At 66.5% G+C, this 26206-nt stretch carries 31 protein-coding genes; 18 read left to right on the top strand and 13 right to left on the bottom strand.

Features of this window, described 5'->3' with window-relative positions; genetic code table 11:
- Nucleotides 1–49 precede the first annotated feature (49 nt).
- From QQZ18_RS17065 to QQZ18_RS17045, 5 genes are all read left to right on the top strand, one after another.
- A complete protein-coding gene (locus QQZ18_RS17065; RefSeq protein WP_284542154.1) occupies nucleotides 50–1273 on the top strand; it encodes an MFS transporter in 1224 nt (407 codons plus the stop codon).
- Complete coding sequence (locus QQZ18_RS17060) at nucleotides 1270–1899, top strand: urease accessory protein UreE (RefSeq protein ID WP_284542153.1); 630 nt, start codon at nucleotides 1270–1272, stop codon at nucleotides 1897–1899. The genes QQZ18_RS17065 and QQZ18_RS17060 overlap by 4 nt, the downstream gene beginning before the upstream one ends.
- The gene (locus QQZ18_RS17055; protein WP_284542152.1) at nucleotides 1892–2587 is read left to right on the top strand and encodes an urease accessory protein UreF; all 696 of its coding nucleotides are present in this window, start codon (nucleotides 1892–1894) and stop codon (nucleotides 2585–2587) included. The genes QQZ18_RS17060 and QQZ18_RS17055 overlap by 8 nt, the downstream gene beginning before the upstream one ends.
- Nucleotides 2584–3204 (top strand): urease accessory protein UreG, encoded by a 621-nt coding sequence (gene ureG / locus QQZ18_RS17050; RefSeq protein WP_284542151.1) that lies wholly within the window; start codon nucleotides 2584–2586, stop codon nucleotides 3202–3204. Before QQZ18_RS17055 ends, ureG begins: the two co-directional genes overlap by 4 nt.
- A 148-nt stretch (nucleotides 3205–3352) precedes the next feature.
- Complete coding sequence (locus tag QQZ18_RS17045) at nucleotides 3353–5041, top strand: methyl-accepting chemotaxis protein (RefSeq protein ID WP_284542150.1); 1689 nt, start codon at nucleotides 3353–3355, stop codon at nucleotides 5039–5041.
- Nucleotides 5042–5058: 17 nt separating this feature from the next.
- On the opposite strand, the gene QQZ18_RS17040 is transcribed toward QQZ18_RS17045, so the two are convergent.
- Both QQZ18_RS17040 and QQZ18_RS17035 read right to left on the bottom strand, forming a co-directional pair.
- Nucleotides 5059–5277, bottom strand: a complete 219-nt coding sequence (locus QQZ18_RS17040) for a SlyX family protein (RefSeq protein WP_284542149.1) — start codon at nucleotides 5275–5277, stop codon at nucleotides 5059–5061.
- A gap of 13 nt (nucleotides 5278–5290) precedes the next feature.
- Nucleotides 5291–5707 (bottom strand): YbhB/YbcL family Raf kinase inhibitor-like protein, encoded by a 417-nt coding sequence (locus QQZ18_RS17035; RefSeq protein WP_284542148.1) that lies wholly within the window; start codon nucleotides 5705–5707, stop codon nucleotides 5291–5293.
- A 225-nt stretch (nucleotides 5708–5932) separates the two neighbouring features.
- Between QQZ18_RS17035 and QQZ18_RS17030 the strand changes: the two genes are divergently transcribed.
- Complete coding sequence (locus QQZ18_RS17030) at nucleotides 5933–6877, top strand: AEC family transporter (RefSeq protein ID WP_284542147.1); 945 nt, start codon at nucleotides 5933–5935, stop codon at nucleotides 6875–6877.
- Between the two features lie 61 nt (nucleotides 6878–6938).
- Here the strand turns inward: QQZ18_RS17030 and QQZ18_RS17025 are convergent, their stop codons facing one another.
- The gene (locus tag QQZ18_RS17025; protein WP_284542146.1) at nucleotides 6939–7232 is read right to left on the bottom strand and encodes a DUF1294 domain-containing protein; all 294 of its coding nucleotides are present in this window, start codon (nucleotides 7230–7232) and stop codon (nucleotides 6939–6941) included.
- A gap of 147 nt (nucleotides 7233–7379) precedes the next feature.
- Between QQZ18_RS17025 and hisC the strand changes: the two genes are divergently transcribed.
- Complete coding sequence (gene hisC / locus QQZ18_RS17020; protein ID WP_284542145.1) at nucleotides 7380–8486, top strand: histidinol-phosphate transaminase; 1107 nt, start codon at nucleotides 7380–7382, stop codon at nucleotides 8484–8486.
- A complete protein-coding gene (locus QQZ18_RS17015) occupies nucleotides 8483–9424 on the top strand; it encodes a prephenate/arogenate dehydrogenase family protein (protein ID WP_284542144.1) in 942 nt (313 codons plus the stop codon). The genes hisC and QQZ18_RS17015 overlap by 4 nt, the downstream gene beginning before the upstream one ends.
- Here the strand turns inward: QQZ18_RS17015 and QQZ18_RS17010 are convergent.
- Nucleotides 9416–10414: a DUF2125 domain-containing protein gene (locus QQZ18_RS17010; RefSeq protein ID WP_284542143.1), complete on the bottom strand. Its 999-nt coding sequence runs from the start codon at nucleotides 10412–10414 to the stop codon at nucleotides 9416–9418. The genes QQZ18_RS17015 and QQZ18_RS17010 overlap by 9 nt on opposite strands.
- A gap of 235 nt (nucleotides 10415–10649) precedes the next feature.
- On the opposite strand from QQZ18_RS17010, the gene QQZ18_RS17005 reads away from it, so the two are divergent.
- On the top strand, nucleotides 10650–11192 hold the full coding sequence (locus QQZ18_RS17005) for a gamma-glutamylcyclotransferase (protein ID WP_284542142.1): 543 nt from the start codon (nucleotides 10650–10652) through the stop codon (nucleotides 11190–11192).
- 19 nt (nucleotides 11193–11211) lie between these two features.
- On the opposite strand, the gene QQZ18_RS17000 is transcribed toward QQZ18_RS17005, so the two are convergent.
- From QQZ18_RS17000 to ftsE, 4 genes are all read right to left on the bottom strand, one after another.
- Complete coding sequence (locus QQZ18_RS17000) at nucleotides 11212–12006, bottom strand: lysophospholipid acyltransferase family protein (protein WP_284542141.1); 795 nt, start codon at nucleotides 12004–12006, stop codon at nucleotides 11212–11214.
- A 28-nt stretch (nucleotides 12007–12034) separates the two neighbouring features.
- Entirely contained in the window at nucleotides 12035–12733 is a 699-nt protein-coding gene (locus QQZ18_RS16995) for a YdcF family protein (protein ID WP_284542139.1), read from the bottom strand.
- Between the two features lie 61 nt (nucleotides 12734–12794).
- Nucleotides 12795–13760 carry a cell division protein FtsX gene (locus QQZ18_RS16990; protein ID WP_284542138.1) on the bottom strand — a complete coding sequence of 322 codons (966 nt, stop codon included), beginning with the start codon at nucleotides 13758–13760 and terminating at the stop codon, nucleotides 12795–12797.
- Complete coding sequence (gene ftsE, locus QQZ18_RS16985; protein WP_284542137.1) at nucleotides 13757–14416, bottom strand: cell division ATP-binding protein FtsE; 660 nt, start codon at nucleotides 14414–14416, stop codon at nucleotides 13757–13759. Before ftsE ends, QQZ18_RS16990 begins: the two co-directional genes overlap by 4 nt.
- Before the next feature lie 337 nt (nucleotides 14417–14753).
- Here ftsE and QQZ18_RS16980 point away from each other — a divergent pair, with 337 nt between their 5' ends.
- The 3 genes from QQZ18_RS16980 (at nucleotide 14754) to QQZ18_RS16970 (ending at nucleotide 16880) form a co-directional block, all read left to right on the top strand.
- The gene (locus QQZ18_RS16980; RefSeq protein ID WP_284542136.1) at nucleotides 14754–15761 is read left to right on the top strand and encodes an MJ0042-type zinc finger domain-containing protein; all 1008 of its coding nucleotides are present in this window, start codon (nucleotides 14754–14756) and stop codon (nucleotides 15759–15761) included.
- A gap of 112 nt (nucleotides 15762–15873) precedes the next feature.
- Nucleotides 15874–16404: a hypoxanthine phosphoribosyltransferase gene (hpt, locus tag QQZ18_RS16975; RefSeq protein ID WP_284542135.1), complete on the top strand. Its 531-nt coding sequence runs from the start codon at nucleotides 15874–15876 to the stop codon at nucleotides 16402–16404.
- 86 nt (nucleotides 16405–16490) lie between these two features.
- A complete protein-coding gene (locus tag QQZ18_RS16970) occupies nucleotides 16491–16880 on the top strand; it encodes a response regulator (protein ID WP_284542134.1) in 390 nt (129 codons plus the stop codon).
- Nucleotides 16881–16888: 8 nt separating this feature from the next.
- On the opposite strand, the gene QQZ18_RS16965 is transcribed toward QQZ18_RS16970, so the two are convergent.
- The 3 genes from QQZ18_RS16965 to QQZ18_RS16955 all read right to left on the bottom strand — a co-directional run bounded on the left by QQZ18_RS16965 (nucleotide 16889) and on the right by QQZ18_RS16955 (nucleotide 18896).
- Nucleotides 16889–17470: a cob(I)yrinic acid a,c-diamide adenosyltransferase gene (locus QQZ18_RS16965; RefSeq protein ID WP_284542133.1), complete on the bottom strand. Its 582-nt coding sequence runs from the start codon at nucleotides 17468–17470 to the stop codon at nucleotides 16889–16891.
- A gap of 95 nt (nucleotides 17471–17565) precedes the next feature.
- Nucleotides 17566–18234 carry an alpha/beta hydrolase gene (locus tag QQZ18_RS16960; protein ID WP_284542132.1) on the bottom strand — a complete coding sequence of 223 codons (669 nt, stop codon included), beginning with the start codon at nucleotides 18232–18234 and terminating at the stop codon, nucleotides 17566–17568.
- 20 nt (nucleotides 18235–18254) lie between these two features.
- Entirely contained in the window at nucleotides 18255–18896 is a 642-nt protein-coding gene (locus tag QQZ18_RS16955; RefSeq protein WP_284542131.1) for a DNA-3-methyladenine glycosylase family protein, read from the bottom strand.
- A gap of 105 nt (nucleotides 18897–19001) precedes the next feature.
- Between QQZ18_RS16955 and gluQRS the strand changes: the two genes are divergently transcribed.
- The 5 genes from gluQRS to metW all read left to right on the top strand — a co-directional run bounded on the left by gluQRS (nucleotide 19002) and on the right by metW (nucleotide 23615).
- Nucleotides 19002–19913 (top strand): tRNA glutamyl-Q(34) synthetase GluQRS, encoded by a 912-nt coding sequence (gluQRS, locus tag QQZ18_RS16950; RefSeq protein WP_284542130.1) that lies wholly within the window; start codon nucleotides 19002–19004, stop codon nucleotides 19911–19913.
- A 60-nt stretch (nucleotides 19914–19973) separates the two neighbouring features.
- Nucleotides 19974–21086 carry a saccharopine dehydrogenase NADP-binding domain-containing protein gene (locus QQZ18_RS16945; RefSeq protein ID WP_284542129.1) on the top strand — a complete coding sequence of 371 codons (1113 nt, stop codon included), beginning with the start codon at nucleotides 19974–19976 and terminating at the stop codon, nucleotides 21084–21086.
- Between the two features lie 143 nt (nucleotides 21087–21229).
- Nucleotides 21230–21652, top strand: a complete 423-nt coding sequence (locus QQZ18_RS16940) for a hypothetical protein (RefSeq protein ID WP_284542128.1) — start codon at nucleotides 21230–21232, stop codon at nucleotides 21650–21652.
- Between the two features lie 119 nt (nucleotides 21653–21771).
- Nucleotides 21772–22983: a homoserine O-acetyltransferase MetX gene (metX, locus tag QQZ18_RS16935; RefSeq protein ID WP_284542248.1), complete on the top strand. Its 1212-nt coding sequence runs from the start codon at nucleotides 21772–21774 to the stop codon at nucleotides 22981–22983.
- Nucleotides 22980–23615 carry a methionine biosynthesis protein MetW gene (gene metW, locus QQZ18_RS16930; RefSeq protein WP_284542127.1) on the top strand — a complete coding sequence of 212 codons (636 nt, stop codon included), beginning with the start codon at nucleotides 22980–22982 and terminating at the stop codon, nucleotides 23613–23615. The genes metX and metW overlap by 4 nt, the downstream gene beginning before the upstream one ends.
- 7 nt (nucleotides 23616–23622) lie before the next feature.
- On the opposite strand, the gene QQZ18_RS16925 is transcribed toward metW, so the two are convergent.
- On the bottom strand, nucleotides 23623–24381 hold the full coding sequence (locus tag QQZ18_RS16925; protein WP_284542126.1) for a class I SAM-dependent methyltransferase: 759 nt from the start codon (nucleotides 24379–24381) through the stop codon (nucleotides 23623–23625).
- A gap of 107 nt (nucleotides 24382–24488) precedes the next feature.
- On the opposite strand from QQZ18_RS16925, the gene gloB reads away from it, so the two are divergent.
- Nucleotides 24489–25259 carry a hydroxyacylglutathione hydrolase gene (gene gloB / locus QQZ18_RS16920; protein WP_284542125.1) on the top strand — a complete coding sequence of 257 codons (771 nt, stop codon included), beginning with the start codon at nucleotides 24489–24491 and terminating at the stop codon, nucleotides 25257–25259.
- Here the strand turns inward: gloB and yddG are convergent.
- Nucleotides 25252–26148 (bottom strand): aromatic amino acid exporter YddG, encoded by an 897-nt coding sequence (yddG, locus tag QQZ18_RS16915; RefSeq protein ID WP_284542124.1) that lies wholly within the window; start codon nucleotides 26146–26148, stop codon nucleotides 25252–25254. The genes gloB and yddG overlap by 8 nt on opposite strands.
- Nucleotides 26149–26206 lie beyond the last annotated feature (58 nt).

Below are 26206 nucleotides of genomic sequence, written 5' to 3'. Positions count from 1 at the left end.
GGTCGGCGCAGGACAATGCCTCCGGATCGTCGAGGGCGGAACCTGAATCGTGAGCGTGCGCTTTTCCCGCGGCCGTCTCCGCCTCGTCGGGGTGCTCGCCGTGACACAGGTGACGGGGTGGGGAACGACCTTCGACATGCCGGGCGTCATGGCGCGGCACATGGCGCCGGATGTCGGTCTTACCATCGACGTATCGTTCTTCGGCCTGACGTTGATGATGCTGATCATTGGGCTGACCGGTCCCATGATCGGCAAGGCGGTGCGCCGGATGGGTGCGGCGCGTGTGCTGGCGCTCGGCTCGGTGGCGTCAGGTGCCGGTCTCGCCTTGCTCGCCGGCGCCGATGGACCGGTCGGCTATTTCATCGCCTGGGCGATGATCGGAGCGGCCGGTTCTATGGCCCTGTCGGTGCCTGCCTACGCGGCGGCGGTGGAGCGCGAGGGCGCGGCGGGCCGGCGGACCATCGGCGTGCTGATGATCTTCACCGGCGTTTCATCGACGATCTTCTGGCCGATCCTCAATGCCATCGACGGCTTGGCAGGCTGGCGGGTCACTCTCCTGGCAATGGCTGGCCTGCATGTTCTGGTCTGCCTGCCGCTGCATATCTGGGCGCTGCCGCCGGTCGGGGACCATCCGGCCGAACCGGAAGAGGGGCGCCGGTTGACGGTCGATCTTCCCGCCGATCGCACGACGCAGGCCTTCTTCCATGTCGGCGTCATATCGGTGGCCTTCTCCTTCACCACCTTCGGGCTCGCCGCCGCCTACCTGGAACTATTGCGCTCGGTGGGCGCCAGCGTGGACTACGCGCTGTGGCTCGGCAGCGTCCGGCCGGTGCTGGGAATTGCCGCCCGCGCCGCCGACCTTGCGATCGACGGGCGTGGTGGGCCGTTGGTCACCACGCTGGCGTCGGCGTTGCTGATGGGCGGCGCCTTCCTCCTTCTGCCGGCCGCGAGCGGAACGGGCTGGATCCTGCCGGCGTTCGTGGTTTTCTACGGCCTTGGCGCCGGCCTGTCGGCGATGGCGCGGGCCGTTCTGCCGCTGGCTTTCTTTCCAGTCGAAGAGTTTTCGTCCCGGTCCGGCAGGCTCGCACTGCCCATGAATGTCGCCAACGCCCTGGCGCCGGTCGTCTTCGTGACGGTCATTCACGGTGCCGGTCCGACGGCGGCGGCGATGCTCGGTCTGGCCTTGATGGTCGCGACCCTTGTCTCGGCGACGCTTTTGGCTAAGCTCGCTCCAACATCCCTTCCTCCGTCCGCAAGGACCGACATATCATGATCACCGCTACCCGCATCCTTCCCGCCGGCACATGGTCCGGCACGCCGGTCGATACGCTCGCTCTCGAACGCGACGATCGCCACCGCCGCCGTCTCGTCATGCGCTGCGTCGGCAAGACGGTGTTTCTGCTCGATCTCAAGGACGCCGCCGTCATGAAGGACTGCGATGCGCTCGAACTCGAGGACGGCCGGCTGATCCTGGTGCAGGCGGTTCCAGAACGCCTGCTGGAGATCACCGCTGCCAGTCCGGCCGAACTGGTCCGCGTTGCCTGGCATCTCGGCAACCGCCACCTGCCGGCGCAGTTCCTCGGCGATCGCCTGCGTATCCGCTACGATCATGTCATCGAGGACATGCTGAAGGGGCTCGGCGCCACGGTGGCGCCGGTGCTCGCCGCCTTCGATCCCGAAGGCGGGGCCTACGGCCACGGCGAAGTCCACGGACACGATCACGATCATGGGGAGCACGACCATACCCATGAGCACGGACCGGAGCGCCATCATCACGACCATGGCGAGGCGGGCGCCCATCATCACCACCATGACCACGTCCATGGCGACGATTGCGGCTGCGGCCATGATCACTCGCACGATCACTCCCCGCATGGCGACAGTCACAAGCATGACTGACCCTTCGGCCGGGGCAGCGTTGCCCCGCTTGATGACCTGGCTGTCGCCGGCCTTCCCGGTCGGCGCCTTCACCTACAGCCACGGTCTCGAGTGGGCGGTGGAAGACGGAACCGTCACCACGGCGGCCGCGCTAACCACTTGGCTGTCCGACATCCTGCGACATGGAGCCGGCCGCAGCGACGCCATCCTGCTTGCCCATGCCTTTCGTGCCGCGGCCGAGGGGAGGGCTGAGGATCTTCAGGAGATCGCCGAGCTCGCCTATGCGCTGCAGCCCTCTAAGGAGCGCCGACTCGAGAGCGGGGCGCAGGGGCGCGCCTTCGTGACCGCCATCGCCGATACCTGGGGCGCGCCGACGCTTGTCGATCTTGCAAGAAGCCTGACGCCCGACCCTGTTGCCTATCCGGTCGCGGTCGCCATAGCCGCTGCCGACCACCGTTTGCCGCTTGCCGATACCGTCGAGGCCTATCTCACCGCCTTCGCCGCCAATCTCGTTTCGGCGGCGGTGCGCGCGGTGCCGCTCGGCCAGACCGAAGGACAGCGGACGATCCGCGATCTTGTCCCCGTCGTCTCCGTGATGGCGGGCGAAGCGCTCAACGCCTCGCTCGACGACGTCGGTGGCGCCGCTCTCCGCGCCGACATCGCCTCTATGGCCCACGAAACCCAGTACACGAGGTTGTTCCGCTCATGACCAAGACTGCCAACGGTCCCCTGCGCGTCGGTGTCGGCGGTCCGGTCGGGTCCGGCAAGACCGCCCTGATGGATGCGCTCTGCAAGGCCCTTCGCGACCGCTTCGAGATCGCTGCCATCACCAACGACATCTACACGCGCGAGGACGCCGAGTTCCTGACGCGGTCGGGAGCCCTGCCGCCCGAGCGCATCGCCGGCGTGGAGACCGGGGGGTGCCCGCACACGGCGATCCGCGAGGATGCCTCGATCAATCTCGCCGCCGTCGCCGACATGAATCAGAAATTCCCCGATCTCGATCTCATCCTGATCGAATCCGGCGGCGACAACCTGGCAGCAACCTTCTCTCCCGAGCTTGCCGACCTCACCATCTACGTCATCGACGTCTCGGCCGGCGACAAGATTCCCCGCAAGGGCGGGCCCGGCATCACCCGGTCCGATCTTCTGGTGATCAACAAGATCGACCTTGCCCCGCATGTCGGCGCCTCTCTCGAGGTGATGGATCGCGATGCCAAGTTGATGCGCAAGGGACGCCCCTTTGTATTCACCGACGTTCGTCGCGGCCACAACGTGGCGGATGTCGTTCGCTTCATCGAAGAGCAGGGTGGCCTCGTCGGCTAACTTTACTCCCAAAGCCGAGTTTGGTTATTTTCGGGAATAACTCTACATACTGAACCTGTTGCGTAAGCCAAAGTTAACGGCCATCGCCTACCGTCGCCTAAACGTGAATTATCCCATTTTGTGCGGTAATCTCCGCTGAGGCCAGCACATGTTCAGTATTCACTCCGTGTCCGCCAAGATCGCCGCCATTGTTCTGTTGGCGATCGCCGGGCTCGCGACGATCGGATATCTCGGCTACTCCGATCTCCGCTCCGAGCTGCTGGGTCAGAAGAAGCTTGCACTTCAGGATCAGGTTCAGACTGCCCAGTCGATGATCGAGGGCTTCAGAGATCGCGCGCTCAAGGGCGAAATGAGCTTGGCCGAGGCCCAGGAGGCCGCCAAGGCGGTACTGAGGCCGGTGCGTTTCGGCCCCGACAAGAATTACTTCTTCATCTACGAAGCGGATGGCAAAAACGTCCTCCTGCCGGGCAAGCCGGAACTCGAGGGCAAGAGCCTCATCGACATGAAGGACGTCAACGGCAAGCCGCTTATCCGTGACATGCTGGCGATCGCCAAGGCCGGCGGCGGCAATTACGAGTATCTGTGGGTCAAGCCCGGCGACAAGGACCCGTCGCTGAAGCTCGCCTATGCGACGATGATCGAAGGCTGGAACTGGATGCTCGGCACGGGCTTCCACGTTGCCGATATCGAGGTGTCCCTCGCCGCGAGCACCCGCCGCATCGGTCTCATCACCCTCGTTTCCCTGCTCATGCTGGGGGCACTGTCGTTCGTCGTGGCGCGTGGCATTGCCGGGCCGCTTTCACGCCTTACCCGTTCGATGGACCGGCTTCAGGGCGGTGATCTCGACGCCGAAATCTCCGGTGCGACCCGCAAGGACGAGATCGGGCTGATCGGCCGGGCGGTGGCCCGTTTCCGCGACCTGCAACGCGAGCGTATCGCGGCCGAGGCGGAAGCGGAGGCTGCACGGGCCGCCGCGATGGAGCGGTCACGACGCGATGCGCTGACCGGGCTTGCCGACGGCTTCGACCGGTCGTTCCGCGAGACTTCGGCCGGTATCGAGAGCACGGCGACCGGCTTCGAACGCGTTGCCTCGGATCTGCTCGCCGTGTCGGATCACACCCGGCGCCAGGCGGAGGCTTCGGCCGAGGCCGGCAGGCAGGCGAAGGACAACGTGCAGGCGGTGTCGAGCGCCGCCGAGGAACTGTCGGCGTCGATCGCCGAAATCGTCGCCCAGGTCGACAAGGCCGCCGAGATCTCCAGCGGCGCCGTGCGCGAGACGGCGCGGGCCACCGAGGTGATCCGCGGTCTCGACGAGGCGTCGGGCGAGATCGGCAAGGTGGTGGCACTGATCCAGGAAATCGCCGACCAGACCAATCTTCTCGCCCTCAACGCCACCATCGAGGCGGCACGCGCCGGCGAGGCGGGCAAGGGGTTTGCGGTCGTGGCATCCGAGGTCAAGCAGCTCGCCGCCCAGACGTCCAAGGCCACCGACGAGATCTCCCGGCGCATCGGCGTCATCCAGTCGGCAACCGGCGAAGCCGTGTCTGCCACCGGCACCGTCGAGCAGTCGATCGAGCGGGTCAACGAAGTGGCGTCGTCGATCGCTGCGACGCTGGACCAGCAGAATGCCGCCGTTTCCGAAATCACCCGCGCGATTTCCTCGACGCTGACCGCCGTCGGCAGTCTCGCCGCCGACATGATGCGTCTGATGGAGAACGCCGAGGCGTCCGACTCGAAGTCGCAGGAAGTGGCGGCCCAGGCTCGCCGAATGCTCGGCGACACCAAGGCGCTGCAGGCCGAGGTCGATCGCCTGATGCAAGAGATGCGCGCCGCCTGAGGTGGCGCCCAACTCGCTCAGTAGTGGGGTGGCGGCGGTTCGCGGCCGACCGTCACCCGTGAAGCAAGTTCCATCTCCTTGACCTCGTCGAGGAGGCTCGAAACGAGACGCTTCAGCGTGTCGATCTCCCTCCACTGGTCGGTAACGGCCGTGTTGAGGTCCTCGATCACCTGATCCTGGTAGGCGATCTTCTCCTCCAGCGCATCGATGCGTGCGTCGGGATTATCCGCGATCATGGTCTCGCCTCGGTCAATCGGGGAACGAACGGGTGGCGGTTGCCTCGCCCAGCGTCCGGCCGAACGTGGTGCCACGGTCGCGGGCTTTCGCCGTCCACATGTAACGGTGCGGGCCCGCTGGCGGGCAGGGACCGAGATAACGGAAAGCGCCTGCCGGCACCAGATCTTCACCGGTGTAAGGGACCGTTCCACCGCCATGGCGGAAATCGGGGGCGTTGAGGTCCATCATCTCGAAAGTGATGACGCGCGTGCCGGGTGGCACGTTGGCGAGGGCGAACTCGGGGCTGTCGACTGCGGCCGGACGGCCGCTGTCGCAGGCGGGGGTGGCGCCCCACCGGAAGGACAGCTCGAAGGCATTGGCCGGCAGGGCGAAGCCCGCAAGCGCGGCGGCGGCGACGAGACATTTCAGCATGGCGGTCTTCTCGAACATGGCCCGGAGTGTGTCACCCCCGCCGCCGGGAGGCAAGCGAGGCCGAGGCGCCACGATTTCCGATCGGTGACATAAGCCGGCGGCGCGGGTCGAACGGATCAGCAGTGTTTAGGCCTTGCAGGCGGCGTGCAAGGGAGGGTAGGCAGAAAGTCTAATTCCCCGCCGATCTCCGACGCGCCGCCAAGGCCGCCGGCCCTGCCTCGGCGCAAGTGCGGGTTGCCGCTCGTGATCGCCATTGCCCTCGACGTCCTGCCCATCTTCCTGCTGATCCTGATCGGCTATCTCCTCGTCCGTTTCGGCGTGATGAAGGCGGAGGTGGGCGACGGCCTGTCGGATTTCGTCTTCACCATCGCCATGCCGACGCTCCTGTTCAAGACGGTGGCGACGGCGCATGTCGAGGGCAGTTCGCCCTGGACCATCTGGGTGGCCTATTTTTCCGGCGTTGCCGTCACCTGGGCCGCCGGTCATCTGGCGGTGACGCGGCTGTTCGGCCGCGATGCCCGCATCGGCGTGCTAGCCGGCGTCAGTTCCGCCTTTGCCAACAATCTGTTCATCGGCCTGCCGCTCGTCCAGCGCATCGTCGGCGACGACGGTGTCGTGGCCTTGTCCATTCTGCTCTGCGCCCATCTGCCGGTGATGATGATCGCCGGCACCGTGCTGATGGAGCAGGCCGAACGGCAGACTGGCGGTCGGCCGCCTCAGCCGGTCAGCGCCGTTCTCAGGCAGGTCGGCCGCAACCTCGTACGAAATCCTCTCGTGGTCGGCCTGGCGCTTGGCTCGCTGTGGCAGCTCACCGGTTTGCCGCTCACCGGCGTCGTCGGCATCGTGGTGAACGACATCGGCGATATCGCCGGTTCGGCGGCGCTGATTTCGCTCGGCATGGCCCTGATGAAATACGGCATTTCCGACGGGATAAAGCCGGCGCTGGTCACCTCGGCGTTCAAGTTGTTCCTGTTGCCGGCCTCCGTCTATGCGGCGAGCCGCCTGCTTGGCCTCGACGCAACCTGGACGGCCGCGCTGGTGCTGACTTCGTCGGTGCCGACCGGCATCAACGCCTGGCTGATCGCCAACCGTTTCGGCGTCGGCCATGGCCTTGCATCGTCGTCGATCACCATCACCACGGCCGTCGGGGTGGTGACGACCACCTTCTGGGCGTGGCTGCTAGGGTAGGGCGTTTCATGGGCGGATCTCCGTTCCGGCCCGCCGCCTCCAGCGGTCGAAACCGCCGTGGCTACCGAGCGACAAGGCTATCGAGCCACGTCACCGCGACAATGACGAGCGTCACCTGCAGCAGAGCGATCACGTGCAACAGCGCGACGAAGGGCTGCTTGCGCGTCTTGTGGCGGACAAAATGTCGGGCCGCATAGGCGGCGGGCGTGCCGCCCGCCAGCACCAGCACCAGCAGCGTCCGTTCGGAAATCCGCCATTTGCCAACTCGAGCCAGGTGCTTGTCGTAGGCGAAGGCGGCGAAACAGAGGGCATTGACGGCGCAGAGATAGGCTGCCGGAAGGGCGAAGTCTGCCAAGTCGGCACCTCGTCGTTGGGGGATTCCTCCATAACACGCCGTTGCCGATGCAGAAAAACGGCGCCATCGCAGCCCTATCAGCTTTTCCTTTGCGCACCCGCCATGCCTGCCGTATGACGGGCGCCGGTATTTTCGAGGCGTTCTTCCATGTCCGACACTTCTCTGGTGCCCGTTCCGCGCAGCGGTATTCTCGACATCGACCTCTACGTTCCCGGTGGATCGAAGGCGGCGCCGGGCAAGAAGCTTCACAAGCTTTCCTCCAACGAGACGCCGCTCGGGCCGAGCCCGAAGGCGGTGGAAGCCTATCAGCGGATCGCGAGCAAGCTCGAACTCTATCCCGACGGGTCGTCGACCGAACTCCGGCAGGCGATTGCCGAAACCCACGGTCTCAACGTCGACCGTGTCATCTGCGGCAATGGCTCGGACGAGCTCCTCCATCTGCTCGCCGAGTGCTACCTGTCGCCCGGCGATGAGGCGATCTATTCCGAGCACGGTTTCCTGGTCTATCGCATCTCCATTCTCGCGGCCGGTGCGACGCCGGTGGTGGCGAAGGAGGAGGCCTACACCACGGACGTCGACGCCATTCTCGCCGCCGTGACGCCGCGCACGCGCATGGTGTTTCTCGCCAACCCCAACAATCCCACCGGAACCTACATTCCCATGGCAGAGGTACGGCGCCTGCATGCCGGCCTGCCGGGCAATGTGCTTCTGGTGCTCGACGCCGCCTATGCCGAGTACGTCCGCCGCAACGACTACGAGAGCGGCATCGAGCTGGTCGCCTCGGCCGGCAACGTGGTGATGACGCGCACATTCTCGAAGATCCATGGCCTTGCCGCATTGCGCATCGGCTGGCTCTACGGTCCGAAGGCCGTCGTCGACGTCCTGGAGCGGGTGCGCGGGCCGTTCAATCTCAATGCCGCGGCGATCGCCGCCGGCGCCGCGGGCATGCGCGACCGGGCTTTCGTGGAAGCCGCGATCGAGCACAACGGCCGCTGGAGCGCCTGGCTGACAGCCGAACTCGGCAAGCTGGGGCTGACGGTCACGCCGTCGGTTGCCAACTTTCTCCTGGTGCATTTCCCCGAAACGGGCAAGACGGCCGACGCCGCCGACAAGGCGCTGCTTGCCGAGGGCGTGGTGGTGCGCAAGGTGGGCGGCTACGGCCTGCCCAACGCGCTTCGCATGACCGTCGGGTCGGAGGAGGCCTGTCGCCGGCTCGTCGAGGTGCTGACGGTTTTCATGAAGGGGCCCGCATGACCGACGCCGTGTTTCCCCGTCTCGCCATCATCGGCATCGGCCTGATCGGCTCGTCGATCGCCCGGGCGGCTCGCCTCAACGGGCTCGTCGACGAGATCGCCATATCCGACCTGTCGCCCATCATCCTGAAACGGGCCGAGGAACTGTCGCTCGGCGACAGCTACCACGCGGCTGCCGGCGATGCGGTGGTCGACGCCGATCTGGTGATCGCTTGCGTGCCGGTGGGCGCCGCGGAGGCGGTGGCGAAGGCGATCGCGCCGCGCCTCAAGCCCGGCGCCGTCGTGTCCGACGTCGGCTCGGTGAAGGGCTCGGTCGTCAGGCAGATGAAGCCGCACCTGCCGGACAATGTGCACTTCATTCCCGCCCATCCGGTGGCCGGCACCGAATATTCCGGCCCCGACGCTGGCTTTGCCGAGTTGTTCGTCAATCGCTGGTCGATCGTCTGTCCGGATGAAGGCACCGACCCCAAGGCGCTCGACCGGCTCATCGCCTTCTGGGCCGGCATGGGCGCCAACGTCGAGTCGATGAGCGCCGAGCGGCACGATCTGGTTCTGGCCATCACCAGCCATCTACCCCACCTCATCGCCTACAACATCGTGGGCACCGCCGCGGACCTCGAAAAGGTCACGGAATCGGAAGTGATGAAGTTCTCGGCCGGTGGCTTTCGCGATTTCACCCGTATCGCAGCTTCCGATCCGACCATGTGGCGCGATGTGTTCCTGCACAACAAGGATGCGGTGCTGGAGGTGCTCGGACGCTTTCAGGAGGATCTGTTCGCGTTGCAGCGCCAGATCCGCTGGGGCGAAGGCGACCGACTCTACGACCTGTTCAGCCGCACGCGCGCCATCCGTCGCGGCATCCTGACGCTGGGCCAGGACGCGCCGGAGGCCGACTTCGGCCGCTCGCACAAAGCGCCGCTCAACCCGCCGTCAGAATAGCGGAGCCACCCGTCCGATTTCCCGGCCATTGGCCGAGACGACGCCCTCTTCGATCTTGAGGCCGATGGAGCGGCCGCCGTCGTCGGCGGTCGTGCCCATGAAGACGAAGGCCATGACGAGGCCGGCCAGTTCCGGCGTCAGGCTGCCGCCGGCGGCCGTGGCGGAGGCGGCCAGCGAGTTGAGGTTGCGGCCGGTGACCCGCCCTTCGGCGTCCACAAGGCCCGCCTCCGATACCGAACCTTCGCCGTCGAGAGTGAGCGTGGCCCCGCCGAGTTCTGCGGCCAGCCGATGCAGCATGAGCTTGCCGCCTGCGGCCTTCCAGCCGGCCAGCGCCGCCGGACCGGCCATGGCCATATCGGCCTGGGCGAGGGTGGCGGCCAGCGTCAGGCGGACGGGCAGGGGCGTCAGAGCCGTTTTGCCGACGGTCAGGCCAAGACCGTCGACGGTGGCGGCGATGTCCGCGTCATCGGGCCTGTCGTCGAGGCGCGCCAGCATCAGGTCGCCGCGCCCGATCGTGAGCTTTCCCTCGGTTCCCCCGGCAAGCGGACCGGTCGCCGACAGGTCTTCCGTCCGGATGACAAGCCGATTGGCGCGACCTCTAGAGAAGCCGACGGTCGCGGCGAACTCGCTCGCCGACAGATCAAGCCGCCGGCCGTCCGGGGTGGCGTAGGAGGTTGGGGCATCGAAATGGAAGTCGAGCCGACGGGGATTGAAGACATAGCCTTCGCCCCGCGCACCGGCGGTTTCGAGCCGGCCGCCATCGGCAAACGCGACGACAAGCCCGTCACCACAGGTGAGGACCAGCCGGAACGGCCAGCCGCCGATCCTCTCGTTGGCGCAGTCGACAATGAGGCCGTTGTTCGCCGCGAGGTCGGCCACGGACTTGCGGACGCTATCGGCCAACCACCAGCGGGCACCGAACCAGACGCCCGTCCAGAGGATGGCGACGGCGACGATCGACCACACGGCTACCCTTTTCGTCCACTTCATGGCGCTTCCCCGCAGGCCCCCGGCGCCCGAGTGGACGCGCTGTTCGTCTTCCGTAAATCAATGCACAAAGACGCCCGGTTCGGCCAGCCGCACTCGCAGGCAGGCCCTTGGCGTCGATCAAATGTCGGCGCCACTGCACTAGAGCAATATGGCGAAAGATGGAATCGTCCTCCCCGACATTGCATTCGCCAGCCGGAATGCTACGCATTTTGTCAGGTCGAAACGGAGCGCAAGGATGGACGCGAGCATCTGGGTGTTCGGGTATGGCTCACTGATGTGGAATCCCGGCTTTCCATATCTGAGAGCGGTACAGGCGCGGATGCATGGCGTTCGTCGGGCCCTCTGCATACGTTCGACGCATTATCGCGGCACGCCGGACAGCCCAGGTCTGGTGTTCGGTCTCGATCGCGGCGGATCTTGTCACGGCGTCGCCTTCGAAGTGGCCGAGGCAAATCGGGAGGCGGTCATCGCCTATCTCCGCGCCCGCGAGCAGATCTCCATGGTTTATCACGAGGTTGTCCGGCCGGCGAGGCTCCTAAGCGGGGAGACCGTCGGAGCGCTGGTCTACGTTGCCAACCATGCGCACGAGCAATATGCCGGCGGCCTCGATTTCGAGGAGATGCTGGCCATCATCCGTGGCAGTGCCGGCGCGATGGGACCGAACGTCGACTACGTCACCGCCACGCTCAAGCGGCTCCAGGACATGGGCATTCGCGACCAGGCGCTCGAACGGGTGGTCGCCGCGCTCGCGGCGTCGGGCCCGCTCTCACCTGACTGATCGTCTTCGCCTCGGTTTCTCAGGTGTCCGCCCGTGCGGCAACCTCGGAGGTGGCGAGCTCGGCGACACGGGTCCGCGCCGTTGCCGGCAGATCGTCGCCGCGTGCCGCCGCTTCCACCAGCAACCGGTCGCAGGCGGCCTCGATATCGCGTTCCAGCTTCCGGAACATGTCGCGCGGCTTGAGGCCGGGTGGAATGGGATCGAGGAATTCGACCACGATGGTGCCGCGCCGATGTACGCGCGCCTTGCGCGGCCAGACGGTGCCGGCATTGTGGGCGACCGGCACCACGGGCACATCGAGCGATTTGTAGATCTGGGCAATGCCCTGCTTGTAGTCGGGTTTCGCGCCGGCCTCGGCGCGGGTTCCTTCCGGGAAGATGATCACCTGCCGTCCCGAGGCGACGGCGGCGCGCGTGCCTTCGATCACCTTCCGGAGCGCGGCCGTCGGGCTGCCACGATCGATGGCAATGTTGCCGGCGAGCTTCAGCCACCAGCCGAATACCGGAATCCACGTCAGCTCGCGCTTCAGGATGAAGGCGGGGTCGGCGAGCAGCGGCACGAGGGCCAGCGTCTCGAAGGTCGACTGATGCTTGGAGGCCAGGATGAAGCCGCCCGGCGGGATGCGTTCGAGATGACGGTACTCGTGGCGCGTACCGGTGATGAGGCCATGCAGCCGGATCAGCGTCCACGTCCAGGACTTGACCACCATCATCACGCCCCTGTGCCCGCCGAGAGCGAAGGGCGCGCCGAGAATGGCCATGACAGCCGTCACCGAGAAGAAGGCGAAGCTGTAGAGATAGGACCGGATCAGCATGAATCGTCTTCCAGCTTCTGGCGGTGGCTTAACCGAACACGCCACCTATGACGTCGGCGAAGCCCTCGATGCCGCCGAGCGACAGGCGGAGGCGCGTTGCCGTATACTTCAGGTATTCCTGCAGGAGAAGCACGATCACGCCCCGGTCTTCCGACCAGTTGCCGAGCGTCAGACCGGGCCGGGTCACCGGATAGGGGATGAGGCGGATGTCCGGCATGGCATGCGACAGTTCCAGCATGGAGCGCGGCATGTGATAGGCGGAGGTGACGACGATCAGCGACAGGAAGCCGTTGCGCCGCGCCCACTTGGCCGTTTCGAGCGCGTTGCCGATGGTATTGGCGGCGCGCCGGTCGAGGTCGACGCAGCAGGCCATCATGTCGGGTTCCGCTTCGACCAGGCGGCCAAGCCGGGACGCTGACGTTTCAGGGTGGACGCCCGAGATCAGGAGGCGCCGCGCCTTGCCGGCAGTCATCAGCTCGATGGCCCCGGTAATGCGCTCGGCGCCACCGGTCAGCACGACGATTCCGTCGGCGGCGAGCGGCGACGGCGTCTGGTAGTTGACGATGGTGTCGACGAAACGGAAGAAGCCGCCAAAGAAGAAGCCGCTGCCGATGAGCAGCGCGGCAAGGATGACGACGCCGATCGACCGGCGGGCGCGCGTGCGCTCACCGACGGCTTCCTCGGGCCTGCCTGCCGTCTCTCTCGTGGGAGCGGACGATTCCATCATGGGTTCATTTTAGGAAATCGGCCGACGATTGACAAATCCGGGTCATCTCCCGTCGGAACGCTCAGTCGAGCGCGGACAGCGACCGCCGCACGGCAAGACGCGACGTGAGCGCGGTCAGAAGCGCAACGGCCACCACGAGCGCCAGCACCAGAACGTAGGCCGTGCCGGGCAGCTCGAAGCGACCGAACAGCGCCTCTATCTGGTCGGCCCCCGGTCGCCCGGCCGATCCGCCGATCGCCCAGGCGGTGATCATCATGGCGAGAAGCGCCAACGCTCCGCCGATGGCGCCGCCCTCCACGCCGAACAGCAGGAAGCGACGCTGGAACTGGCCGGCGATGAAGCGATCCTCGGCGCCGCAAAAATGCAGGACCTCGATGACGTCGCGATTCCCGGCCATGGCGGCGCGCGTCGCGAATACCACCGACAGGATCAGCGCCACAAGCATCAGCGTCATCAGGCCGATACCGGCGAACACCATGGACGATGCCATGGCGGACAACCGATCGACCCACAGGGCGTGGTTGTCGACGCTGCCGCCCCGGATGTCGCGACCCACCGCCTCGGCGAGCGCCTTGGCGTCGAAGGCGGCTGCGTTGTCGATCGACACGACCACGAGGCGGGGTACCGGCAAGGCCGAGAGATCGATGCCCGGGCCGAGCCATGGCTCCAGCAGGCGCTGCGTCTCAGCGTCACTGATGCCTCTGGCGCCACCGACGCCGGGGAACTCCTGGGCGAGGGCCACCGCTTTCTCCACCTCGGCGTCGATGGCGACGCCGTCGAGCGGCCTGATCTCGATGGTCACCTCGCGGCCGATGTCGGATGCCCAGGCATCGGCGGCCCTGTCGATGACCGAGACGACGGCGATGGTGAAGCCGGCCAGGAAGGTCATGATGGCGATGACCAGCACCAGCGTGCGGCCGGCAATGGCCTGCGGCGGCACGATCGGCGAGGCGATGGCCATATCGCCGCCGGGCCTCGCCTTGCGTGCCGAGGCACCCTTTTTGGGTTTGAGGATCGACGTCTTCATTCGTAGATCTCGAGGTGGCCGTTCTCGATGACCATGCGCCGCGCGTCGAGCTGGTCCATCAAGCCGATGTCATGGGTGGCGATGAGCACGGCGGTGCCGAGGCGATTGAGTTCCAGGAAGAGACGGAGCAGGCGGCGGGCGAGCGGCGGATCGACGTTACCGGTGGGCTCGTCGGCGAGAAGGAACTCCGGCTTGGTGATAAGGGCGCGGGCGATGGCGGCGCGCTGCTTCTCGCCGCCGGACAATACCGGGGGGTAGACGTGCTTGCGATCGCCGAGACCAACCCAGTCCAAGAGGTCGGCGACGTCGGCGCGATAGCTCGCCTCGTCCCTGCCGAGCACCCGATAGGGCAGCGCCACGTTCTCGTAGGTGGTCAGGTGGTCGAGCAGACGGAAATCCTGGAAGACGACGCCGATGCGGCGACGAAGAGCCGGCATGTCGGCGCGCCTCAGCAGGGCGGTGTCCTTGCCGAAAATAGAGATGAGGCCGCGCGTCGGCTTGAGGTTGAGGAACAGCAGGCGGATCAGAGTCGTCTTGCCGGCACCGGAAGGACCGGTCAGGAACTGGAAGGAATGGGGCGCGATCGAGAATGTGAGATCGCTCAGCACCTCACGCCCCGTACCGTAGCGGAGGCCGACATTTTCGAACCTGATCACCGGCCGCGCCTCACCTTTGTGTCTCGTTGTCCAATGGCGTCGGTGGAGCCATCGTTTTCGCCTCAGTCGTCGACAAGCCCGCTCCCGTTTGGCTCGACGCAGTTCAAGGCGAAGTCTCGCCCGAATTGCGCGTTGTGCGCCGCACCTACCGGCGCCTGAAGCCTCTTTACGGCATCTTGTGTTGTCCTGACCTCATAATTGATGTTGCGGCGGTTGTCCTTAACGTTTCATTAAGCATGTAGAAGCCATCCCTTGGAAAAGCCGCCGCGGCGGTGCGGGAGGCGTGCCGTTCGCCTCCCTTCAGGGAATCCGGCTGGCGGCCAATCGGGGGCCGAAGATGAGAATTGTCTGCCCCGCCTGCGAGACGGGGTATCAGATCGCCGACGGTACGCTCGGCGTCACTGGCCGCAAAGTGCGCTGCGCCCGTTGCGGCACCGTCTGGCACGCCACGCCCAACGACTACCCGGAGGCGCCGATCGCCAGCGTTCCGTCGCCACGGACGGACAGCGACGGCCCGGAGCCGAGCGAGGACGAGTGGCGCGATGCCATTGCCGGCAGCGGACCGGAGAGCGCCTTCGACGCCGAGACGGAACCTGAAGCCGAGGACGACGGCAACGATCAGTCGGCGATCGACGACCTGTTTGCCTCGGGTCCCGATGAGGACCCCCCCTCTGACGACACGCCTCCGGAGGAAACCGAAAGCGGAAACGACCAATCGGCGGTCGACGATCTGTTCGCCTCGCCCACAAACGAGACGGCGGCGCCGGAGGAGGGAGAGACGCCTCCCGACGTCGCCGAGGTCTCGCCGACCATCGAGGCGCCGCCGGCCGGATTCGAGGAGCGTCGCCGCAAGCCGCGCGGCAAGACGGCGCGGCGCGGTGCTTCGACCATCGTGATGATCGATCGGCATCTGTCGACGCCGGTCGCCTCGGTGCTGCTGATCGGATTCCTGGTCATGTTCTGCGTGATCGGGGTGGTCGGTCGCGAGAAGATCGTGGCCACTCTGCCGGATCTGGCAGGAATCTACGAGTTGATCGGCCTGAAGGTGAACCTGCGCGGCCTCGACTTCCAGAACGTCACGGCCCGCCAGGAGATGGACGGGTCGACGCCGGTGTTGGTGGTGGAGGGCGACATCATCAACCTCGACAGCGAGTCCAAGAGCTTGCCGGCGGTTCGCGTCAGCCTCAAGTCGTCGACCGGCCGCGATGTCTATGCCTGGAACTACGCTCTGCCGCAGCTCAGCATCGACCAGATGGGCAAGGTCCATTTCAAGACACGCTTGCTGGCGCCTCCAGAAGCGTCGGTCACCGTGGAAGTGCGGTTTACAGACCAGCGTCAGCCGTAATATAGCTCCGCGCGAAAGCGGCCGGGGCTCTGCGACGGTTCTGGATGCGCGCCTTTGCCGGTCCGCGGTGGATCTGGGCTCATCGACCGTCGCGACCTCAGAGGAGACCGGGATGACGGGCAAGACCATCGACGTGCTATTTTCGGAAGAGACGATCGCCGCGCGCGTCGACGCCATAGCCAAAGAGATCGCCGCCGCTCGACCCGAAGATCTGATGGTGATCGCCATCCTTAAGGGCAGCTTCATGTTCGCCGCAGATCTCCTGCGCGCCCTGCACCGCGAGGGCCTCGCGCCGCAGGTGGAGTTCATGATGCTGTCGAGCTACGGCACCGGCACCACGTCGTCCGGCATCGTCAAGATCATCCGCGACATCGATACCGACGTCGCCGGCCGTTCGGTGCTGATCATCGACGACATTCTGGAATCGGGCCGGACCTTGGCCTTCGCCCGCCGCCTTACCGAGGATCGGGGTGCCAAGGAAGTCAAGGTGGCGGTCCTGCTCGACAAGCCGGGCAAGCGCAAGGCCGCTATCGAGGCCGATATCGTCGGCTTCTCCTGTGCCGATGTGTTCGTGGTCGGCTACGGCATGGATGCCGCCCACGCCTACCGCGAGTTGCCCTTCGTCGGCGTCGTCACCGATTGAGTGCATGCATCTGGTACCCTTAGTCCAGTTGTGCAACAATCTATCGAAATTGTTTCGATTCCAACGGGAGTGCCCGGAGGGCGGCAATGGCGCGCATTCTGCTGACTGAGGACGACGAGTCGGTACGGGCCTTCGTGAAGAGGGCATTGGAACTCGACGGCCATGAGATCACCGAAGCCGAAGATGGCGGCATCGCGCTGGAGATTCTCACGGCTCGGCGGGGCGAATTCGAGCTGTTGCTGTCCGACATCATGATGCCGGTCATGGACGGCATCGCCCTGGCATTGGCCGTTGCGCGCGACTATCCCAAGCTCTCGATCCTGCTGATGACGGGCTTCGCAGACCAGCGCGAGCGCGCCTTCGGTCTCGAGAGCCTGGTCAGCGACGTCGTTTCAAAACCGTTCACGCTCGCCGAGATCCGCACCGCCGTGGCGCGGGCGCTGGTCGGGCGCCCCGCCACCGAAAAGATCGCCTGAGTTCGGCGTCACTCCCTGTTCTGGCCGGGTACCCACAGCACGTCGCGGCCGCCGAGATCATTGGCCCAGCGGCTGGCTACGAACAGGAAATCGGACAGGCGATTGAGATAGCGAACCGCCTCCGGATTGACCGGCTCGCCGGCCGTCTGGGCAAGCGTCACCGTCACCCGCTCGGCCCGCCGACAGACGGTGCGCGCCACGTGCAGGTGGGCTGCGGCGGCGCTGCCCCCCGGCAGAACGAAGGTGGTGAGCGGCGCGAGGCTGCGGTTCAGATAATCGATTTCCTTTTCCAGCCGCTCGACCTGAACGGGCAGGATGCGCAATGGCTCGAAGGCCGGCGGCTCGTCCGCTTCCGGCGTTGCGAGGTCGGCCCCGAGATCGAACAGGTCGTTCTGGATGGCGCCGAGCATCAGATCGAGGTCGGGATACTCGTCGACATGCAGGCGGGCGACGCCGATGGCCGCGTTCGTCTCGTCGACACTGCCGATCGCGTCGAAGCGCACATCGTTCTTCAGCCGGCGTTCGCCGGTTGAAAGACCGCTCGAACCGTCGTCGCCGGTACGGGTATAGATGCGATTGAGCCGAACCATGCTGCCTCCTGGCAAAGCCACCCTCCGCATATTCGCGTAGTTGGGAGGAGGGCTCAATCCGTCAATGGGTGGCGATCGCCGTGATGCACAGTTCGTCAGCGAGCGCCACTGGGAAGATCGACGCCGAGCGCCTCGGCAATGGTCCTGAGGCCGAGAACGAGCCCCATCCTGTCGATGCCGTGGCCAAGGCCGGGCGAAAGGTGCAGCGACACCGGCAGCCCAGCGGCGGTGAGCGCGGCGGCGGCGGTGCGGCTGCTGTCGACGGGCAGGACCTGATCGGCGGTGCCGTGGACGAGCAGCACTTTCGGCTTGGCGGAAATCTCGTCGAGATGATCGGCGCCGGCAAGGTAGCCCGAGTAGCCGACGATCAGCGCCGGCGCCAGCTTGCGCCTCAGGCCGACGTGCAGCGCCATCATGGTGCCCTGGCTGAAGCCGACCAGCACGAGGCGGTCGGCCAATACGCCCCAGCGCTCCAGCTCGGTATCCAGGAAGTGATCGAGAGCCGGCCCGGCGGCGAGAACGCCGCTCCAGCGCTCGGCATCGTCGCGCATGGTCAGCGGGAACCACTGCCGCCCGCCCGGCACCATCGGGCAGGCCTGCGGCGCATGCGGCGAGACAAACGCGGCATCCGGCAGGAAGGGCGCCCAGCTCTCGGCGATGTCGTAGAGATCCTCTCCGTTGGCGCCGTAACCGTGCAGAAGGACGACGAGGGCGTCGGCCTTGCCGCTTGCCGGTTCAAGGCGTGGGCCGTCGATTTCAGTCATGGAGCTTCTCCGGGATCGGTTCAGACCGGGAGGACGTTCCTACCCTGCCGCATCGTTTTGTAATAGGCCCAAAGCAGTTTTGCCGCAACGCCGCGCCAGGGCGACCAAAGCTCTGATATCGCCCGCAATTCCTTTTCGCTGGGTCGCCCCTCCAGCGCCAGTGCCTCGGCGGCCGCCACTTGCAGCGCGAGGTCGCCGGCCGGCAGCACGTCGGCATGGCGGGCGCAGAACAGCAGGAAGATTTCTGCCGTCCAGCGACCGATGCCGTGGATCGCCGTCAGTTTCTCGGTGGCTATTTCCGCCGGCTCGGCGGCGAGGCCCTCCAGGTCCAGGCCGCCGGCGGCGGCTTCCGCGAGAGCATTGAGCGTCTTGATCTTGCCGCCCGACAGGCCGGCGGCGCGCAGGGCTTCTTCGCTCTGGCGGAGGTAGTTCTCGGCCGTCGCCTCGCCGAGCAGCCCCTCGAACCGGCCCCAGATGGCGTCGGCGCTCGCCACCGACAACTGCTGTCCCATGACGATGCGGGCTATACCCTCGAAGCCGGGCGGACGATAGCGGATGCCGACGGGACCGGCCATCTCCACAACCGGTACGAGGCGGGGGTCGGCTCGCTGAAGGTATTCGAGGCCCTCGATCATGTCGGTTTCGGTCAGGATGAGGCGCATCGTGAGGTCCTCCTTCGGCACGAGACTTCAACATTCGGAGCGTATACTGTCCAGCCCGCCAGAACCCGGCAGCAGAGCCGGACAGCTTGCAAACTCTGTTGAGACATGACCGTTCCCGTCTTCCGTTTCGCGCCGTCGCCCAACGGGCCGCTGCACCTCGGCCACGCCCTGTCGGCGCTTCTGAATGCCGACATGGCTGCCGAAAGCGGTGGCCGCATGCTGGTCCGCATCGAGGACGTCGATGTCACCCGAGCCCGCCCCGAGCACGAACGCGCCATCCTCGACGATCTCGACTGGCTCGGTATCGCCTATGAGCGGCCCGTTCGCCGACAATCGGAGCATGCCGACGATTACGCTGCCGCCCTAGATCGGCTGGCTGCGCTCGGGCTCGTCTATCGCTCGTCCCTGAGCCGCACGGAAATCACCGCCGCGATTCGGATGGAGGAGGCGCGAAGCGGTCGGCCATGGCCGCGCGACCCCGACGGTGCGCCGCTCTATCCAGGGATCGATCGCGAGCGCGCCTCCGGCGAAACGGATGCCTCCGGTGCAAGCCAGGCGCCCCACGCGGTGCGGCTCGACATGGCGAAGGCGGTCCGCCTTGCCGGCCCACTGTCCTGGGAGGAGTTCGGCGACCGTCTCCACGGTGAGAGCGAATCGATTGCCGCCGATCCCGCCGCCTGGGGCGACATCGTGCTGGCCGGCAAGTTCACGCCGGCCGCCTACCATCTCGCGGTGGTCGTCGACGATGCATTGCAGGGGGTGACCGACGTGGTGCGCGGCCGCGACCTTTACTTCGCCACCGCCGTGCATCGCCTGTTGCAACGGCTGCTCGGGCTGCCGGAGCCGCACTATCATCACCATCGCCTGATCGTCGATGCCGATGGTCGCAAGCTGTCGAAATCCAGGGGGTCGGCCGGATTGGCGGATTTGCGGGCGACGGGCGCCACCGTCGCCGACATCAGGCGCATGGTGGGGCTCGCGCCGGCAGCACCCCTAAGTAGTCACCCGTCTCGCTGACAGGGCGCGATGCGCTCAGACTCCCGCCGAAGCGGCGGCACGCGCCGGTTGGGGGATTTCATGGGACGGGCGACCATCGCCATCCTGGGCGGCGCCGGCAATACCGGCCGGCGTCTGGCGCGTCTGCTTGCCCGGGGCGGCGATTGCGATTTACGCCTGATGGGCCGCAACAAGGCGGCGGTGGATGACGCCGCGGCCCGGATCGCGGCGGAGACCGGCGCGCCGCTGGTCGGCATTCGCGCCGACAGTTCGGACGGTGCCGGCCTTCTCTCGGCGCTATCGGGCGTCGACCTCGTGGTGTCCGCCACATCGGCGACGCGCAATGCGCCGACCGTGGCAAGCGCGGCGCTGCGGCTCGGCATCGATTATTTCGACATCCACCTGTCATCGGCGGCCAAGTGGAAGGCGCTCCGGGCGAACGAGGCCGACATCCTCCGGCATGGCTTGCAGTTCGTCAGCGACGGCGGTTTCCATCCCGGGCTGCCTGCCGCGATGATCCGGCGGCTGTCGGCTGGCATCGAGCTCACCCACGCTCCGGTCTATGCCAGCTTCAATGTCGATTGGTCGCGCCTGAGCTTCGGCCCCGGCGCGGCTGAAGATTTCATCGGCGAACTCCGGGAGATGGATCCCAGCGTCTTCCGGGACGGCCGCTGGGTGCGGAGCTGGCGCAACGCCCGCGACTTCGATTTCGGTCCTCCTCTGGGGCGGCGGCAGACGATCGCCATGGGGATCGAGGAGTTGCGCTCCCTGCCCGACAGGTTGCCCCCACTTCAGGATACCGGCTTCTACATCGGCGGCTTCGGACCGGCCGTCGACTATGTAGCCCTGCCGATCGCCATGCTGGCGGCATCGCTGCCGCCGCTTCGTCGTCTCGCCGCCGCCGGCTTCTTCGCCGCACTGAAGCGCAGGACGCGGCACGAGGAATGGACGGTGCTGGTCTGCGATGGCCGGGGAACGCGCGACGGCGCTCCCGTCGCCGTCCGGCTCCGCGTCAGTCACGACGATCCCTACGAACTGACGGCCATCGCCGCCGCGGCCTGCGTCAGGGAGATGATCCGTGGCAAGCGCCGCCCCGGTCTATTGCCGCAGGGGCTCTACGTCGACCCCGACGTGTTCTTCGGCAATCTCAGCGACATGGGAGCTAAGGTCGAGGAAAGCGTCGCGCCGGCCTGAACGCGTCGCTGCCCCTCAAAGGTCGCCGGTCCTCCTTCTTGGCGGGCTGAAGGGCCATCTTGTGCATGAAGCGGAGCTCGGGCAAATAATTCGAAGTGCCCGGTTGGCCGCCCTCGGGACTGATCGGCGCTCCGGAGCGTCTCATGCGTGTGCTGTCTCTCGCTCTCTTTCTCGCGATCTCGGCGGGCGGCTCGCCGGCCTTGGCCGCCGATGGCGTGCCAGAGTATGCCGACCTCCTGGCCGACTGCGCCGCGTCGGGTAACGCGGCCTGTCCCGGCCAGCAGGCGGCGCTGGCACCGCAGTGGCCGAAGGCGCTTTCGGGCGATCTTCCCTCGCTGAGGAACTTCGCTTTCTGTCTCGCCGACGGCTGCTATGGCGCCTTCAAGGTCGACCCCGTCCGGTCCTGTGCCCTGCGTATCGTCGTGGCGGCGATCGGCGAGAGGCCGGTCCCCGACGAGGATCGCGGCAACTTCGAGCGAGATTGCGGTCCCCTCGGAGCGGAGGACCAGCAAGCCGCCAAGATCTGGGCTCGCGACATGGTTCGCGCCATCCGTCGCGGCGGCTGATGCTCGGCAGGGTCGACCGATTTTCTTGACATTTGGCGTCCCCGTTCCGATAGCTAACCACCTTCGTGGCGGCGGGCATGGCGCGTGCCGTCCGGACGCTGCCGGATGTTGACGTGACGATGCAGGACGCCCCCCTTACCGAGACCGACGCGCAGGCCAGCCTGCGTCGCACCGAGGCCGACAACCCTTCGAGCCTCGTCATGCGTTTCGGCACGGATGCGCCGCTGACGCTTGACGCCGGCCCGGCGATCGCGCCCTGGCAGATCGCCTACCAGACCTATGGCGAGCTGAACGCGGATCGCTCCAACGCCATCCTGATCTGCCATGCGCTGACCGGCGACCAACATGTCGCCAGCACCAATCCGGTAACCGGCAAGCCGGGCTGGTGGACGCTGATGGTCGGTTCTGGCAAGCCGATAGATACCGACCGCTTCTTCGTCATCTCTTCCAACGTGCTCGGCGGCTGCCTCGGCACCACCGGGCCGGCCAGCACCAACCCGGACACCGGCCGCCCCTATGGCCTCGACCTGCCGGTGGTGACCATAGCCGATATGGTCCGCGCGCAGGCCATGCTGGTCACCGGGCTGGGCATCGACAAGCTGTTCGCGGTGGTTGGCGGTTCCATGGGCGGCATGCAGGCGCTGCAATGGGCGGCGAGCTATCCGGACCGGGTGTTCTCGGTGGTGGCGATCGCCACCAGCTACCGCCATTCCTCGCAGAACATCGCTTTTCACGAAGTGGGGCGGCAGGCGGTGATGGCCGATCCCGACTGGTGCGGCGGTCGCTATCTCGAGGCTGGGCGCAACCCCAAGAAGGGCCTCGCCGTTGCGCGCATGGCCGCCCACATCACCTACATGTCCGACCAGTCGCTGCACCAGAAGTTCGGCCGCAACCTTCAGGATCGCGACGCCCTGGCCTTCGGCTTCGACGCGGACTTCCAGATCGAAAGCTATCTTCGCCATCAGGGCATGACCTTCGTCGATCGCTTCGACGCCAACTCCTATCTCTACGTCACCCGCGCCACCGACTATTTCGATCTCGCAGCCGACCACGGGGGCGTTCTGGCCAACGTCTTCAAGGGTACGAAGACGCGCTTTTGCGTGCTGTCGTTCACGTCCGACTGGCTGTATCCGACGTCGGAAAGCCGCGCGGTGGTGCATGCGCTCAACGCGGCGGGAGCGCCGGTCAGCTTCGTGGAGATCGAAAGCGACCGCGGACACGACAGTTTCCTGCTGGATATTCCCGAACAGTTTCGCATCGTGCGCGGCTTCCTGACCGGCGCGGCACGGGCGCGCGGCATTGCCGGCCCGGCGGCGGAGGAGACCCGATGACCGACCTCGCCGACCTTGCCTCCGACGTCCGCATCGACCTTCGCCTGATCGCCGGGTTGATCGAACCGGGCTCGCGCGTCCTCGACATCGGCTGCGGCGACGGTGCACTGCTCGAACTGCTGGAGCGGACGCGCGGCGTCGATGCGCGCGGCATCGAGATCAGCCAGGACGGCGTCAACGCCGCCGTGTCGCGTGGTCTGTCGGTGATCCAGGGCGACGCCGACAGCGACCTCGTCCAATACCCGGACCAATCCTTCGACTACGTGGTGCTGAGCCACACCATCCAGGCGACGCGCAATGCCCGCCGGGTGCTCGACGAAATGCTGCGCATCGGTCGGCGCGTCGTGGTGTCGCTGCCGAACTTCGGCCACCTCGACGTCCGCTTCCGCCTGATGTTCCTCGGGCGCATGCCGGTCAGCAAGCGCCTGCCCTATTCCTGGTACGACACGCCCAACATCCACTTCTGCACCATTCGCGACTTCGTCGAACTGTCGAAGGATGTCGGGGCGAAGGTCGATCAGGCGATCGTTCTCGACGGCACCGGTAAGCGCCTGCCGTTCAGCCTGCCCTGGATCGTCTGGAATCTTCTCGGCGCGCAGGCGGTGTTCCTGCTGTCGCGCGACGGCCGGTAGCAAGCGGTCAGCCGGACGGACCTGTGCGGTGCGGGCTCGGCAAGCCGGCGGGCGAGGGCAGCAACACGGGCCGGATGGCCGGCGAGCGGACGCGACGGATCACCGGCACGCCCTGATGCAGGTGCTTGGCCGCTTCCACCAGGATCACCCCGGCAAAGGCCGGCCACAGTCGCGCGCCGATCGCCTCCCAACGGGCGCTGGCATGCATGAAGTGGCGTCGCGGCACGGGCATCACGTAGAGTGCCTCGTCCCAGGCCGTGGGCGAAAAGGAGGTCTCGCGCAAGAGCTTGGTGAGCTGGCCGCGCGAGAACGGACGGCCGTAGCCGAAGGGCGAGGTGTCGACGCGTGCCCAGAGGCCGCGCCTGTTAGGCACGACGGCCAGCACCCGGCCACCCGGCGACAGCACCCGCCAGGCTTCCTTGAGAAGCTCGGCCGGATCGTTGGCCATTTCGAGCGCATGAACGATCAGCAGCCGGTCGATCGACGCATCGGGGAGCGGCAGCATGTCGTCGCAGACCAGCGCCGAGGCGGAGGGGCCGCCGGCCGGCCAGTTGACGGCGCCCTGGGCCGCCGGCATCAGCGCCAGAATGCGGTCGGCCTCGTCGCGGAAGGGCGCCAGATAGGGCGTCGCGAAACCGAGCCCGGCCAGCCGGTCGCCGGAAACGCCAGGCCAGATTTTCCGGAAATGATCGGACAGGATGGGCCGGATGACGCGGCCGAGGTCACTCGAATAGAAGTCCCTGAGGTCGACGACGTCGAGAAACATGCTCAGCTCCGGGGCGGCCTTGCCCTTTGCGCCATATTGATCGACTGTGGCTCTATCGCAATGGCGGCCGCCGGCTTTTTTCGCGACGGCGGCAAAGGAGGCTCCCGATGGTCCCGAAGATCGACGTCATCGCCTGTCTCAACGACAACTACGCCTATCTCCTCCGCGACGAGGACAGCGGCGCGGCGGTGGTGGTCGACGCTCCGGAGGCGGCGCCAATCCTTGCCGCCATCGAGCATGCGGGCGGTCGGCTCGATGCCGTTCTCCTCACCCACCACCACGGCGACCATATCGAAGGCGCGGCGGCGATCCTCGAACGTACCGGCGCCGAGCTCGTCGGCGCAGCGGCCGATGCTCATCGTCTTCCGCCGCTCGATCGAGCGGTAGCCGATGGCGAGAGCTTTTCCGTCGGTCCGTTCGGCTTCCGTGTGATCGGGACGCCGGGTCATACGCGCGGCCACATCGTCTATCACGAACCGACCGCGCGGGCCCTGTTTTCCGGCGACACGCTGTTCTCGCTCGGCTGCGGCCGCCTGTTCGAAGGCAACGCGGCGGACATGTGGGGTGCGCTTCTCAGCCTCGCGTCGTTGCCGGCGGAAACGGCCATCTACCCCGGACATGAGTACACCGCCTCGAACGGCCGGTTTGCAGTGACAGTGGATCCGGACAACGCGGCGCTTGCCGAGCGGCTCGCGGACGTGGAGGCACTCCGCGCCGCCGGAAAACCGACGGTGCCGGTGACGATCGGGCGGGAGCTTCTCACCAACCCGTTCCTGAGGGCCGGGGATCCTCGACTGGCCGAAAGGCTCGGATTGTCGGGACGACCCGCCGTCGAAGTGTTTGCCGAGCTGCGGCGACGGAAAGACAGCTTCAGGTAACGGCCTGCTTGGGGGCTCGTCTTCTGAAAGGCAGCGACTCCCAGGCCGCCACGACGGCGCCAAGGGTGACGAGGGCGCAAGAGACGGCCGTCGCCCAGCCGAGCGTGCCATAGCCCGTGAGCGTCAGCAGCAGGGTCGACAGCACAGGCGTCGCATAGGCGGCGGTGCCGATGAGCTGGATGTCGCCGTGCTTGACGCCATGGTCCCAGACGAAGAAGGCGAGGCCGACGGGAAAGGCGCCGAGCAGCGCCACCATCGACCATTCCATGGGAGTTGATGGCAGCACCGTCTCTTCGAATGCGGCGTGGCAGATCAGGCTCAGGATCGCGGTGGCGAGGCAGAAGCCGGCGACGGCTTCGGAGGGAACGCCGGAGAAGCGGCGCGAGGTCACCGAGTAGCCGGCCCAGACCACGGCAGCCAGGAAGGCGGCAAGGTAGCCGAAGGCATAGTCGCCATCGAGCGCCAGCGACTGGCCGGCCGTCACCAGAAGCGCCGCGCCGGCGAAGCCGAGGACGACACCGGCAAGGTGGTGGGGGCGCAGACGCTCACCGGGTAGAAGACCGGAAAACAACACGATCAGGAGCGGCCAGAGATAGTTGATGAGGCCGGCTTCCACCAGCGGCGCCGTGCGCAGGGCCGTGAAGTAGAGAGCGTGGTAGCCGAACAGGCCGAGCGTTCCCACGATCCAGACTCTGAGAGGTTGCCTCAGAACGGCGGTGCGCGCCCTGGCGATCAGCCAGACTGTGGCGACCGAGCCTGAGAGACCGAAACAGAAGGCGTTCAGCAGGAAGGGTGGCACGGCCCCCGAACCGCCGGTGAAGACGCCGAGCATCGACCACATGAGTATCGCGGTCAGGCCGATCATGGTGGCGCGGGTGCGGTTTGGCATCAGTTCCCCCGGCTTTCCCGGCACTATCCCGCCGCTCTTCGATGGAAAACCAAGGAAT

The sequence above is a fragment of the Pleomorphomonas sp. T1.2MG-36 genome (assembly GCF_950100655.1).
In the GTDB taxonomy this organism is placed as follows: Bacteria; Pseudomonadota; Alphaproteobacteria; order Rhizobiales; family Pleomorphomonadaceae; genus Pleomorphomonas.
The sequence above is the reverse complement of the archived record's forward strand: the minus strand, read 5'-3'. Positions and strand labels throughout refer to the sequence as shown.

Excerpts from the sequence above, each read along its gene's own strand:
- QQZ18_RS17060 (WP_284542153.1), top strand. The coding sequence starts at position 1,270 with ATGATCACCGCTACCCGCATCCTTCCCGCCGGCACATGGTCCGGCACG.
- QQZ18_RS17055 (WP_284542152.1), top strand. The coding sequence starts at position 1,892 with ATGACTGACCCTTCGGCCGGGGCAGCGTTGCCCCGCTTGATGACCTGG.
- ureG (WP_284542151.1), top strand. The coding sequence starts at position 2,584 with ATGACCAAGACTGCCAACGGTCCCCTGCGCGTCGGTGTCGGCGGTCCG.
- QQZ18_RS17045 (WP_284542150.1), top strand. The coding sequence starts at position 3,353 with ATGTTCAGTATTCACTCCGTGTCCGCCAAGATCGCCGCCATTGTTCTG.
- QQZ18_RS17040 (WP_284542149.1), bottom strand. The coding sequence starts at position 5,277 with ATGATCGCGGATAATCCCGACGCACGCATCGATGCGCTGGAGGAGAAG.
- QQZ18_RS17035 (WP_284542148.1), bottom strand. The coding sequence starts at position 5,707 with ATGTTCGAGAAGACCGCCATGCTGAAATGTCTCGTCGCCGCCGCCGCG.
- hisC (WP_284542145.1), top strand. The coding sequence starts at position 7,380 with ATGTCCGACACTTCTCTGGTGCCCGTTCCGCGCAGCGGTATTCTCGAC.
- QQZ18_RS17015 (WP_284542144.1), top strand. The coding sequence starts at position 8,483 with ATGACCGACGCCGTGTTTCCCCGTCTCGCCATCATCGGCATCGGCCTG.
- QQZ18_RS17010 (WP_284542143.1), bottom strand. The coding sequence starts at position 10,414 with ATGAAGTGGACGAAAAGGGTAGCCGTGTGGTCGATCGTCGCCGTCGCC.
- QQZ18_RS17005 (WP_284542142.1), top strand. The coding sequence starts at position 10,650 with ATGGACGCGAGCATCTGGGTGTTCGGGTATGGCTCACTGATGTGGAAT.
- QQZ18_RS17000 (WP_284542141.1), bottom strand. The coding sequence starts at position 12,006 with ATGCTGATCCGGTCCTATCTCTACAGCTTCGCCTTCTTCTCGGTGACG.
- QQZ18_RS16995 (WP_284542139.1), bottom strand. The coding sequence starts at position 12,733 with ATGATGGAATCGTCCGCTCCCACGAGAGAGACGGCAGGCAGGCCCGAG.
- QQZ18_RS16990 (WP_284542138.1), bottom strand. The coding sequence starts at position 13,760 with ATGAAGACGTCGATCCTCAAACCCAAAAAGGGTGCCTCGGCACGCAAG.
- QQZ18_RS16980 (WP_284542136.1), top strand. The coding sequence starts at position 14,754 with ATGAGAATTGTCTGCCCCGCCTGCGAGACGGGGTATCAGATCGCCGAC.
- hpt (WP_284542135.1), top strand. The coding sequence starts at position 15,874 with ATGACGGGCAAGACCATCGACGTGCTATTTTCGGAAGAGACGATCGCC.
- QQZ18_RS16970 (WP_284542134.1), top strand. The coding sequence starts at position 16,491 with ATGGCGCGCATTCTGCTGACTGAGGACGACGAGTCGGTACGGGCCTTC.
- QQZ18_RS16965 (WP_284542133.1), bottom strand. The coding sequence starts at position 17,470 with ATGGTTCGGCTCAATCGCATCTATACCCGTACCGGCGACGACGGTTCG.
- QQZ18_RS16960 (WP_284542132.1), bottom strand. The coding sequence starts at position 18,234 with ATGACTGAAATCGACGGCCCACGCCTTGAACCGGCAAGCGGCAAGGCC.
- QQZ18_RS16955 (WP_284542131.1), bottom strand. The coding sequence starts at position 18,896 with ATGCGCCTCATCCTGACCGAAACCGACATGATCGAGGGCCTCGAATAC.
- gluQRS (WP_284542130.1), top strand. The coding sequence starts at position 19,002 with ATGACCGTTCCCGTCTTCCGTTTCGCGCCGTCGCCCAACGGGCCGCTG.
- QQZ18_RS16945 (WP_284542129.1), top strand. The coding sequence starts at position 19,974 with ATGGGACGGGCGACCATCGCCATCCTGGGCGGCGCCGGCAATACCGGC.
- QQZ18_RS16940 (WP_284542128.1), top strand. The coding sequence starts at position 21,230 with ATGCGTGTGCTGTCTCTCGCTCTCTTTCTCGCGATCTCGGCGGGCGGC.
- metX (WP_284542248.1), top strand. The coding sequence starts at position 21,772 with ATGCAGGACGCCCCCCTTACCGAGACCGACGCGCAGGCCAGCCTGCGT.
- metW (WP_284542127.1), top strand. The coding sequence starts at position 22,980 with ATGACCGACCTCGCCGACCTTGCCTCCGACGTCCGCATCGACCTTCGC.
- QQZ18_RS16925 (WP_284542126.1), bottom strand. The coding sequence starts at position 24,381 with ATGTTTCTCGACGTCGTCGACCTCAGGGACTTCTATTCGAGTGACCTC.
- gloB (WP_284542125.1), top strand. The coding sequence starts at position 24,489 with ATGGTCCCGAAGATCGACGTCATCGCCTGTCTCAACGACAACTACGCC.
- yddG (WP_284542124.1), bottom strand. The coding sequence starts at position 26,148 with ATGCCAAACCGCACCCGCGCCACCATGATCGGCCTGACCGCGATACTC.